The organism is Nocardia sp. NPDC051463 (genome assembly GCF_040681975.1).
Taxonomy (GTDB): Bacteria; Actinomycetota; Actinomycetes; order Mycobacteriales; family Mycobacteriaceae; genus Nocardia.
In genome coordinates this window covers 41,350-52,693 of record NZ_JBFBAB010000038.1, presented here as the reverse complement: position 1 = coordinate 52,693, position 11,344 = coordinate 41,350, and the positions used below count along the sequence as shown (strand labels likewise).

Below are 11,344 nucleotides of genomic sequence, written 5' to 3'. Positions count from 1 at the left end.
GGAACTCCTCGGGATAGGCCTTGGGCATATCGATGATCCTTCCACTGCAAGGAAATCCTCACAGGTCAGGAGTCAACCGAACCGGGGGCAGTCCCTCCCGATGGACGGCCGCTCCGTCGTCGTTTAGGTGCTGCCGGGTGCGGTCCAGGTCGCTGATCGCTGGCATCTGTGGCACCGATTGGTGTCCTCGGTCGAGAAGGTGGTCACCACCTATAGTCGATCTTGGGCAGCGGCCGGACCGAAACGGCGCACACTGACAAACGAGACGACCACCCTGCAACGATGGCATGCCGTGCATGACCTGCTCGATCAAGGAGTTGGGCTGCTGGACTGCGCCCGCCGACTGGGCGTGGGCCTCAGTACCGTCAAACGCTACGCCCGAACAGTCGAACCGAAAAACTGCGCCGCCCACTGAACCGCCCCGAGTTTCTTGCCGCTCTGAGCCGTCCTGACGGACTAAAAGTCGGGACGGCTCAAAGCGGCATCAAACCCGGGGCGGTTCAACTCAGCTTGATCGGGCTGTGGCAGTTGTGACGAATCATTCGTGGGCGTGCCTTCTCTATCAGTCGTTGTCGGCGCAGTTCGTAGCTCTTGTGCACGACGACTGATCTGCTCTTACCCGCGAACGTCCAGCACAGGCGGCGAATCATGCTCTGCCCCAGAGCAAACCACCACACGTGTCCAGTAGCCGAGTCGAAAGCCTGCGGATAATACTCGAGGCCGACGTCCGGCAGCACGAGAGCTCTCCGCGTCGTCAGAAGAAGCCGAGCGCTTTCCGCGAGTAAGACACGAGCAGGTTCTTCGTCTGCTGGTAGTGGTCGAGCATCATCTTATGGTTCTCGCGGCCGATGCCGGACTGCTTGTAGCCACCGAACGCCGCGTGCGCTGGATACTGGTGGTAGCAGTTCGTCCATACCCGACCGGCCTTGATGTCGCGTCCGGCGCGGTAGGCGATGCCGCCGTTGCGTGACCACACTCCGGCACCCAGGCCATACAGGGTGTCGTTGGCCAGGGAGATCGCTTCGTCGTAGTCGGAGAACGAGGCGACCGACACGACCGGACCGAAGATCTCCTCTTGGAAGATGCGCATTTTGTTGTGCCCGGTGAAGATCGTCGGCTGCACGTAGTAGCCACCGTTGAGGTCACCACCCAGCTCGGCGCGTTCGCCGCCGGTGACCAGTTGTGCGCCTTCACCTTTGCCGATCTCGATGTAAGACAGGATCTTCTCGAGCTGGTCGTTAGACGCTTGCGCACCGATCATGGTCTCAGTATCCAGCGGATCACCCTGCCGCACAGCCTTCGTGCGGATCGCGGCCATGGTGAGGAACTCGTCGTAGATGTCGGCCTGAATGAGCGAGCGCGACGGGCAGGTGCACACCTCGCCCTGATTCAGGGCGAACATGGTGAAACCCTCCAGCGCCTTGTCCCGAAAATCGTCGTCGGACGCCAACACATCCGAGAAGAAGATGTTAGGGCTCTTGCCACCGAGTTCGAGGGTCACCGGGATCAGATTCTGCGACGCGTACTGCATGATCAGCCGACCGGTCGTCGTCTCTCCGGTGAACGCGATCTTGGCAATCCGATTACTCGATGCGAGCGGTTTACCCGCCTCGGTACCGAAGCCGTTGACGATGTTGACCACACCGGGCGGCAGCAGATCGCCGATCAGGCTGAAAAGGTACAGGATCGACGCGGGGGTCTGCTCAGCAGGCTTGATCACAACGGCATTACCGGCTGCCAGCGCCGGGGCCAGCTTCCAGGTCGCCATCAAAATCGGGAAGTTCCACGGAATGATCTGCCCGACAACACCGAGCGGCTCGTGGAAGTGGTACGCGACGGTGTCCTCGTCGATCTCCGACAGCGAACCCTCCTGCGCGCGAATCACACCCGCGAAATAGCGGAAGTGGTCGACGACCAGTGGCAGGTCCGCGTTCAGCGTCTCGCGGATCGGCTTGCCGTTGTCCCACGACTCGGCGACCGCGATGGATTCGAGGTTCTCCTCGATCCGATCGGCGATCTTGTTCAGAATGACAGCCCGCTCAGCAGCCGATGTCTTTCCCCAGGCGGGTGCGGCGGCATGTGCGGAGTCGAGGGCGAGTTCGACATCCTCGGCGGTCGAGCGTGCGACATCGCAGAAGCTCTGACCAGTGACCGGAGTCGAATTCTCGAAGTACCAGCCCCTGACCGGCGCGACCCATTCGCCACCGATCCAGTTGTCGTATCGCGCTTGGAAGGTCATGAGGGCCTTGGGGGTTCCGGGGCGAGCATAGATAGTCATATGATGTTCCTCGTCGTCAGACGAATAAAGCAATGGAAGATGGGTGTTGCGGAATAGGATGTTCCTGCGGGTTGTGATCGGTAGATTCCCGCTACGACGAGTCGCTTCCGTTGGCAGAAGTTGTGTAAGGGCGGGGCCCTTCGCGACGACCGTGAGGTAGTCGCCCATTCCATGTATGCCGGATGATGCGTTAGGCAGATGCTGTACTGCGTGGTGTTGTGCGGTCCGCGTCGTCGTTCAGATCGTTATGCAGCGGCGGGCATCCGGCGCCAACGTGGGATCAGCAGAAGCATCGCGATGAACGCAGCGCCCGCGAATCCGTAGAACAGCTGACCGGTTTCGAGATATCCGGGTAGCAAGCCGCCGAGGATCGCCCCGATCGAACCGCATCCATTGATCGTTCCGGTCGCGGCGCCGGCGTGCTTGGAGGTTCCGAAATCCACTGCGGCGACACACGAGATCATCGCGTCAGCGCCATAGATCGTCAGCCCGATCGCGGCGAGAGCAGCGACCATCACCCAAACATTCCCGGTCGCGGTCAACGGCCCGAACAGGGCGAGCGCCGTCACAAGACCCGCCAGGCTCACCACACAGGCAGGCATCCGCCTGGCGTGGAATACCTTGTCTGAGATGCGACCGATCAGCACCGGAGCAATCAAGCCGGCCACACCGAACGCGATCGGGACCGTGATGGCTTGAAAATTTCCTGCATCGTCCAACCGCTCGGCGACTATGACCGGCCCCCACAGCAAGATCGCGTATCGCGCCGGCTTGAGCAGGAAATATGCCGCACCGAGCGTCATCACCATTCGATCTCGCGTTACGGTCCGGAAGGTGTCGCGCAACGACATCGCCGGTTGCGCAATGTCGTTTGCCTCATTGTCGAGCGGAGCCACACTTTCGAGCGAGTGGTACTGCTCGATCGGCGGCAGCCCGACGTCGGCGGGTGTGTTGCGCTGGAACAGTAGAACGAGGAGGAGCACGCCTGCGACAACGAGTGCTCCGGTGACGAACGCGACACGGAAACTGTCGAAGACGCTGTAGGCTACCCAGCCGAGGAACGGCGCGGCGGCGAGCCCGCCGAAGGCGTAGTTGGTGCTCCACAATCCGAGCACGCGTCCGCGTTCGCCGATGGAGAAGAACTGCGCGATATTCTTCAGCGTGCCCGACCAACCGGTGGACTGTGCAAGACCCTGCACGATCATCAGCGGCAGCAGAACCATCAGCGCCGGGAACAATCCCATGAACAAGGTCGCGACCGCAGAAATCGCGAGGCCGCCGATCAGCACGACCCGGGGACCGAACCGGTCGGATACCGTCCCCCAAAGAAACTGTCCGGCGGCGTAGGCGGTCAGGTACACGGCGTCGAGGTCCGCGAGAGTGCTCTTGGTCACCGTGGTTGCGAGCACTGGATCATCGAGGATGCCGAGTTTGGCGACAGAGAAGGTTTGCCGGGTGAAATAGAATCCGGCATAGGCAATCCAGGTGATTGCGAAGATCTGTCGTCGCCAGCGCTCGTAGCCTGGGATCGTCGTATGGGGGGTCATGACTGTGGTCGACATGGTAGGTGCCTAGCCAGGAGTGGGGTGGTCGAAAGCTCGTGTGTCGTGCGGGCGATCGCTAACTGTGTTGCGATCGCCCGCAAGACTGGCGTGCGGCTGTTCAGAGTCGGCCGCGGTGGGTAGATCGGATTGGCAGTGCAGTGGCGGATCAGGCGCGGAGGGTGACGAGCAGCGCAGGCAGATCGGCGACGCTGTCGATGACGTGCGTAGCTCCGGCGGCTAGGAGTTGATCGCTGTTATGCGCTCCGGTCAGCACGCCGATCGATGCTCGTGCGCCCGCGCGCACACCGCTGGTGATGTCCGACGCCGTGTCGCCCACAACGACCATCTGCTGTACCGAATCGGTTCCGGTGCGGAGCAACGCGGTGAGTGGCATGTCGGGGTAGGGTCGACCTCGTATGCCTTCGCCAGGACATAAGACGACGTCGGCGACATTTGCCCAGCCAAGTGCCTTGATGATGGCCTGTTGGGTCGTGTGCGCGAATCCTGTGGTGAGCGCGACCTGGATGTTTTGCTTATGCAACGCCGAGAAGGTCTCGATAGCGCCGGGTATAGGGCTGCAGTTCCCGTCCTCGACCAGCTGGCCGTAGCGCCGCTCGAACGCGTCGTTCGCAGCCTGGGCCTGTTCCTCGTCATTGCGGCTCAGGTGACGGAAGACGACGATCTTCGACTGTCCCATCGTGTTGTGGACATATTGCAGCATCCTGGCCCGGTCGTGGGAGTCGCTGGATAGACCGGCATGGTCGTCGGCAGCGAGGAACGCCTGCTGGACCAGGCCGCTGTCCTCGACGGTGGTGCCTGCCATGTCGAAGACGACGAGGGTGGTTTGTGGGTTGTGGGTTGAGCTCATGCTTGCTCCTGTGTTGCGGTTCAGATGGGTCCAAATCAGGCTGGGACGCGAAGGTCATTGCGCTCGAACACACGCTCGACGCTTTCCTGCGCAAGCCCCATCGACGTAGTCATGCCGATGCCGGTCGTCACAGTCACAACATGGACCCCGTCGATCGGCTCCTCTATCAGGAATTCCTTGTCCGGCGCGGACGAGTAGACGCCTTGCCAGCGTTCGGTGATGGTGAACGGGACGCCGAACAAGTTCTCGGCCTCATCGATCAGCACCGTGAAGCCCTTCTCCGACTGAAAGGGTGAGGCCGTTACATCCTTCGCGTGGGTATCGCCCACAAGAATCGAGCCGTCGGGCTGCGGCGTGTACATCTGGTGCAAGTCGATCTCCGCATAGTCAGGGAACTCGGAGCGCAGGCGTTGTAGGACGGCATCTTTGGATGAGAGATTTTCGAAGCCGGAGTACCGCACCAGTGACCAGCCGGTAAAGAGGGGACTCGGGAGCGCGAAGCCGAGCGGAGCTCGAGCTCGCAGCATGTGTAGCTGGCAGCGTTGCAGTTTGTCGCGGTCGGCCAACTCGGGGAACAGCCGGTCGATGTCGTAGTTGACCGTCACGAAGATCGCGATCGCTTGCACGTCGCCTCTGGTGGTATGCACCACCCCACTGTCGAAATGGGTTGCGGCGGTGCGCCAGTAGAAGTCGACACCGGACGACTCGAGCCAACGCGCGATTGCGGGGGCCGCCAATCTCGGGTCGACCTGGATGTCGTTCGGGAGGTACATCCCACCGGTGACACCGTTGGGGCGGATCGGCAGGCGTTCGAGAATCTCTGTACTGCTCAACACCTCCACATCGCTTGGTCCACGTTCGTCGGCAAACTCGTTGATCAACGTCAGCTCGTCGTCGTGTCGAGCGACGCATAGCGTTCCCGACTCTGCCGACCAGAACCCTGCCCTGGTTGCAAGATTCAGCCAGTGCTCGCGCCCTGCACGTCCATAGCGCAGAGCCGCCCCCGATTGCGCCGTGATACATGCGTGACCGAAGTTCTGCACCGAGGCGCCGGTCACCCGATCGGCGTGTTCTATGACGGCGACGCGTAAGCCTCGGTTCAGTGCGTGATACGCGTGGGCGAGGCCGACGATGCCGGCCCCGACAACGACGACGTCGTAGTTCGTTTCAGTTGCCATGTTTCGAATTGTGAGCCCAATCACGGCAACTTGTCAATACAAGTTCTAAATATTTTAGACTAGTGAATACAAGTTTGATCGAGGTGGTGGAACGGGCGGCCACCCCCGCGTCAGCCCCGCAACCACGTGGTTATCTCCGGACTCGTGGCACGGATGTGTCTTCGCCGACAGTCTCACGACATACGCAGGCGTCCGCCCAGCGCGGAATACCGCGCCAGAGATGGGACCGATCATCACCACAGCGATCAAGCCACCCACGCCGAACACTGGACAACAACAGCTCTGTCTCTGTTCCGGCTATCGACCACGACCACGACCGGGAATGTGGGAATGCATGAGTGATGGTCGCCGTTCTCGCCGCGACCGGAACGATCAGCGGTTTGCGGTTCCGATCGGAGGATTCTCGGTGGCCGGCTACCCGGACATCTCGCGACCGGCCAGCTGTTCTACGGATTCGTTGGGGCTACGTTCATTTCGATGCTTCTGCCGAACCCGCATCGGTGCCGGATGCGTACCGTTGCTTAGTAATTCGTCAGCGTCGCACTTGATCGTCCGCGGCATCGCGCGGATCGATCGTGCGTGCGTTCACGATGCTGAACGCCACTCGGTCCGGCCTGTATCGATCGTCTGCGAACTCGAACGCCACACCTTCGCCATTCCAGGAGGTGCGATTTTCGCGCAGGAGTGGACTGCCGCGCTCGATCGCGAGGTTATCGGCGTCGATCCCGTTAGCCGCGACCGCGTCCAACACGTGCCTCATCGACTCGAACCGCACTCCGCGAGCCACGAGGAAGTCCGTGATCGAAATCGCGTCAGTGTCGACGTCGAATAGCAGTGAACCGATGCTCTCCAGGTAGGTGGACCGCTCGAGCATCGTCGGTTCGCCGTCCAGCAGTCTCAACCGCAGGATCTCGACGACGAAATCGTCGGCATCGAGGCCGAGCGCCACGCGCGCCGGCTCGGAGACGCGGCGGCGGGCGACTTCGATAGTCCTGCTGCCCGCGCTGCGACCCGTCAGCCGCGCCCACTGGGTGAACGGAGTGAACGTGTCCAACGTCTGAGTTGCGTCGAAACTTCGCACCGCTGCTGGCTTTCCGCGAGACACGGTGACCAGCCCCTCGTTCTTCAGCATCGCCAGCGCCTGCCGTACCGGACCGCGGGAGACACCGAACTGCGCACACAGTAAGCTCTCGCTCGGCAGCGAGGCGCCGACCTGGTATTCGCGACGGAGGATGCGCAGCCGGAGCTCACGTGCAACCTGCTCATAACGCGGCTCGCTCACCGACCACGCTCCCCTCAGTCGAAAGTCCACCTAGGCGAAGTCTAGTTGTGACGTCCGGGGAGGTTGTTCCGGGTTCGTGAAGGCCCGGCGATCCGGGCCGGGCCCAGCCGGTGCCGCCACCGCAGCCCGACCACCTGCCGGACTACCGATTCCGGGGTCCTGGCCGGGCTGCGGTGCGGGCGCGAGCTGCGGTCGGCCATTCCCGCCGCGCCTTCGGCGTGGTAGCGGTCGGCCCAGTTGCGGGCGGTCTTGGGGCAGACCATGAACATCTTCGCTGCCATGGAGCCGGTCCAGCCTTGCTCGACGATCAGTCGTGCCAGCCGCAAACGTGCACGCGGGGTCAATGTGGCGTTAGCGTGGACCACGAACGCCTCCTGGATTGTGAAGGGGTTACTCGACATCTCCACTTCACAACCGGAGGCCTTCACCCATCAACACGACCCGAACACCTCCGGCAGATCCCGCCACGGCGAACTGGTCCGTAACCGCTCAGTGGAACGGAAATCGCGTTTGGATTGCGTCGCAGGCGTGACCAGACCCAACCCATTCCGAAATTGCCGCAAACCTTCCAGGTGACTGTGCGTGATTCTGCGTGACCGAGCATGCAGTACATGCCAACTGGTCGTTTCTCGCTTGTCTCATGTAGTGGCCAGTGACTCGTGTCTCAGTTCGATGGCATTTCTTCAGTTCGATCCGAGCTCAACCGCTGATGATCACCCAGCCGCTCGACCACCATGCTCTCGAGGAACACGCAAGAACTCGAATCGGCACAGCCACCGTGATCGACTTGACAGAGTTCTATCGGTGCCTCGTCTGGAAAGGTTGATTCGGCGACCCGCAGGCCATTCGGGTCGTTGAAGGCCCGGAGAACAATCGTTCACACGGCAGGCGCGGCAGCCGACGCGACTTGATCGTTTCGGGAATCAATTCTATTGCGAACCGATGCTTTCGACTCCAATCGACGACCAAGTTGCGTGCCGCCCTCGACGGTGGCCTTGTAGTCGAAGGCCACGCCGGGCCAGCGAAATCCGCAGGTGTACATCGCCTTCGGATGGAGCCCGAGGGACCGCGCCCTCCGCGAATCTCCCATACGTGGGCAGCCAAACGCCACGCCGAAGTGGCGGACGTATCCAGTCCGGGAACCGCTGCCAGTACTGGGGCCAGCAATGTGCCGATCACGCCGGTATCGGCGAGCGGGTCCGCCGTCGGTGACGATTGGCCGGTTCCCTGGACGCCGATGACGTAGAGGGCTGGGCAGCCTGGGCCGTGCTCGACGATATCGATCTCGATGCGCCCGACCCTTATCTGGACGTCACCGGAACACTTGTCGAGGAGAAAGGCAAGGGCACCGGCGGGTGGGTCCGCAAGCCCGCTCCCAAGACCGACAACGGGTGGCGCAGGATCCTGTTACCTCCGCACACTATCGAGTCGATCCGCGAGGCCATCGAGTACCTGAAGACCTCGGGGCCCCCGAATCCGATGGGGTTGCTGTTTCCCTCCTGTGTCGGCACGGTGCGCAATCCGAACAACTTCGGCAGGCCCTGGCGGGCGGCCCGCGGTGAGACCTTCGCGTGGATCACCCCAAGAACCTTCCGCAAGGGAGCCACTACCGAAGTCGATCGTGAATACGAAGATCCGGAGCGGGCGGCCCGTCAGCTGGGCAACACCACCGCGGTGGCGAAGGGCCACTACATCGACATCCCCGAGACCGTGCCGGACAATCGGGACGTTCTCGAACGGTGGGCCCGGGGCGGATGAGCTCGAAAATCTGAGATTTTGATGGGATCGGCTCGAATCCGGGCCCGAATCGGACATAAGAAAACCCTTCTGACCGAGGTCAGAAGGGTTTTCTTTGTCGGGATGACAGGATTTGAACCTGCGACCACTTGACCCCCAGCAATGGCAGTCAGTCATCGGTGCACGTCATACGCGGTTTGCCTCTTGTCGGGTCTCCCCCGCGTCGACCTGTTGTTCGTGGTCGCGCACGACGTGCGGTCCCCAACTGGTCCCCACACTGCCAGGAACGGGTACGGTCGGTGATCGCCGTCAATCTGCGAAGCAACAGGCGGTTGAGTCTGCCGCTGGACTACACCGACGATCTCGATGAAGAGCAGCCGCTCCCCGACCCAGCCTCTGTTGAGGACCTTGTCACCGCTCGGAACCCGCTGCATGAGGCCGCTCGCCAACTGGCTGGCTCCGCATCTACGTACGAAGCTGCCAGAGCCCACCTTAGTCATCCCGAAGGATGATCCGATTTGCGCTAAACCAGATTTCATCCAGACAGTCGGTCTCAACCGAGCCGGACTCCCTTGCCAGCATTCGAGCAAATCCGAGTACAAGCATCTGACAACATGCCAGCGTGCCCATAATTCTTTCGTAATCATCACCTACGCCTTCAGCTTCTTCGTCATATAATTTCCCCGATGCGCTCCATATAAGATTAAGCGCACCAGTCCATGTCCGCTCCCCGTGCTCTTCCCACAGTTCTTCGGAAATCCCCGATTGATATCTGAGCATTTCCACATCAATAGCATCGGGCTCGAAGCCTGCCTCTACATATGCAACGACGGCACATACCAAGGTATGGACACATACCGCAAAGCATGCCCACCCGTCAGAAAACACAAGCTTATTCCATCGCAAGCGCAGTTTTTCAAAGCCGACTTTGTCGCAAGACAATTGCGCTCGGACCATCCTAAAGAAGACGTCTGCTTCGACTCTTGGCAAGGTCGTAGCCTCGTGAGTCACGAATGACCGTCCAATTGCCTTCGCGCTCGTCGGGAATTCACCAAAATGGTACTTGACCCGCGCGCTGTTCGCCATAAGTAAGAACTGTTCAACTATGTCGAGTCGCGACCATAGGACGACCGCAACCCCCTCGGACCCCAGACGCTTCGCTTCTTGAATGAGGTCAGCATGCTTGCCTGGATAATTAAATACAAATACAAACTCCTTCATCTGCCCCTTTTGACTCCAACACTCCACAGCACGCGTGAAGTCACTATTCAATTTCGTGATTGCAGATTTGAGTTTGAAGTATGGACTGGGTCCATAGCACGCAAATACCGTCGCCCGCGACTCAAGGTAGCCGTCACACCCCCGGTCGCCAAGTTTTCCGAGAGCGGCAGTCTCATGGTAGTCATTTCCGTGTATGCAGCGCATCACCTTGTCAAATACTGCCTGAAAAGAATTTCCATTAGCGCTTCTAAGCTCTGTATCCAATACAATGCGGTAGTAGTCGCGTATCCAGTCCGGAGCTTCATGAAGCCACTGGAACCGAGGCATTGAGGGCATCGCTAGAAGGTACCGTGAGGACATCCGAGCCATGCCATTTTGCGAGCCTTAGTCCACCTGCTCCATGTTTTGAATCGACCCGGAAAGTACCCCCGCCCGCGCCCGCGCATTCCGGAAGCTTTCCTGTTGCCTTCCCATGCCGGCACCGACCCATCCTCACCGCCTGCTCCGGAGGCAGCTCCGGCCCGTCCAGCGGGGTCCCGCCGATACCGCAACCTGCCGGTTCCGTCCGCCGAAACCCGGGGCAGTTTGCCCTACTTGCGACAACGTGGTGACACCGAAGGCTCCGGCGGGTGGGTACACGACGATACGTCACTAGAACATATATTCTAATCTATGCGGCCCTCCGTGTGCACCGGACAGTGGACCGAGCCTTCACCCTGGGTTCCGCCCGAACGGGCATCGCCTCGAGGCCAGGCGCGCGCTCGTCACGGCGATGCCTTGTCGGCGGATCAACGGACATCACCGTGTACATACCTGCTTGGCCTGTGGTGCGCACACCTACAGCCCGCCCGCTCATACCAACTGCGAGCATTGAACAGGCCAGGTCGCGCAGCCGGAGGTCGCTGTGGGTCGATTCGAGGGAACCGAATTCTGTTCAGCCACGTCCAAACAGGCACGACAAACAGCTAGAACGTAAAGCTTCAGTCGGTGCCGCAGTACGAACCGGCGCTGAGTCCTGAACCCGTCAGAAGCCCGTCCAGCGCAGGGGCCGACCACTTCGCCACAGTCGACGACGGACCGACTCCGCCAAGTAGGAATAGTTCGCACCCGAGATGCCCACTGAGAAGCCTGGGCGGTCAACTGAACCCGGGCTTCTCTGTGGCTCATCTCGGTGACGGGATCTGAATACCCTGTCGGTGGGGCCGTCCATACTGGAGGTGCCAACCCCGAGCGAAC

7 protein-coding genes and 1 pseudogene are annotated in these 11,344 nt (G+C 61.0%); 1 reads left to right on the top strand and 7 read right to left on the bottom strand.

Annotated features, from left to right (window positions below; translation table 11 throughout):
* Positions 1-754 precede the first annotated feature (754 nt).
* The 6 genes and pseudogenes from adh to AB0M74_RS32115 form a co-directional block, all read right to left on the bottom strand.
* Positions 755-2,278, bottom strand: coding sequence for an aldehyde dehydrogenase (adh, locus tag AB0M74_RS32140; protein WP_366530061.1), 1,524 nt, complete (start codon positions 2,276-2,278; stop codon positions 755-757).
* Positions 2,279-2,523: 245 nt separating this feature from the next.
* On the bottom strand, positions 2,524-3,840 hold the full coding sequence (locus tag AB0M74_RS32135; protein ID WP_366530060.1) for an MFS transporter: 1,317 nt from the start codon (positions 3,838-3,840) through the stop codon (positions 2,524-2,526).
* Between the two features lie 148 nt (positions 3,841-3,988).
* Complete coding sequence (locus tag AB0M74_RS32130) at positions 3,989-4,690, bottom strand: phosphonatase-like hydrolase (RefSeq protein WP_366530059.1); 702 nt, start codon at positions 4,688-4,690, stop codon at positions 3,989-3,991.
* Between the two features lie 35 nt (positions 4,691-4,725).
* Positions 4,726-5,868 (bottom strand): TIGR03364 family FAD-dependent oxidoreductase, encoded by a 1,143-nt coding sequence (locus tag AB0M74_RS32125; RefSeq protein ID WP_366530058.1) that lies wholly within the window; start codon positions 5,866-5,868, stop codon positions 4,726-4,728.
* Positions 5,869-6,400: 532 nt separating this feature from the next.
* Positions 6,401-7,150: a GntR family transcriptional regulator gene (locus AB0M74_RS32120; RefSeq protein WP_366530057.1), complete on the bottom strand. Its 750-nt coding sequence runs from the start codon at positions 7,148-7,150 to the stop codon at positions 6,401-6,403.
* 86 nt (positions 7,151-7,236) lie between these two features.
* Positions 7,237-7,515, bottom strand: a pseudogene (locus tag AB0M74_RS32115) (leucine zipper domain-containing protein); the annotation flags it as partial.
* 850 nt (positions 7,516-8,365) lie between these two features.
* On the opposite strand from AB0M74_RS32115, the gene AB0M74_RS32110 reads away from it, so the two are divergent.
* Positions 8,366-8,908, top strand: a complete 543-nt coding sequence (locus tag AB0M74_RS32110; RefSeq protein ID WP_366530056.1) for a hypothetical protein — start codon at positions 8,366-8,368, stop codon at positions 8,906-8,908.
* A gap of 471 nt (positions 8,909-9,379) precedes the next feature.
* Here the strand turns inward: AB0M74_RS32110 and AB0M74_RS32105 are convergent, their stop codons facing one another.
* Positions 9,380-10,444 carry a hypothetical protein gene (locus AB0M74_RS32105; RefSeq protein ID WP_366530055.1) on the bottom strand — a complete coding sequence of 355 codons (1,065 nt, stop codon included), beginning with the start codon at positions 10,442-10,444 and terminating at the stop codon, positions 9,380-9,382.
* Positions 10,445-11,344: the final 900 nt, after the last annotated feature.

Bases quoted from the DNA above. Each gene is read 5' to 3' on its own strand.
- adh (WP_366530061.1), bottom strand. From the start codon at position 2,278: ATGACTATCTATGCTCGCCCCGGAACCCCCAAGGCCCTCATGACCTTC.
- AB0M74_RS32135 (WP_366530060.1), bottom strand. From the start codon at position 3,840: ATGTCGACCACAGTCATGACCCCCCATACGACGATCCCAGGCTACGAG.
- AB0M74_RS32130 (WP_366530059.1), bottom strand. From the start codon at position 4,690: ATGAGCTCAACCCACAACCCACAAACCACCCTCGTCGTCTTCGACATG.
- AB0M74_RS32125 (WP_366530058.1), bottom strand. From the start codon at position 5,868: ATGGCAACTGAAACGAACTACGACGTCGTCGTTGTCGGGGCCGGCATC.
- AB0M74_RS32105 (WP_366530055.1), bottom strand. From the start codon at position 10,444: ATGCCCTCAATGCCTCGGTTCCAGTGGCTTCATGAAGCTCCGGACTGG.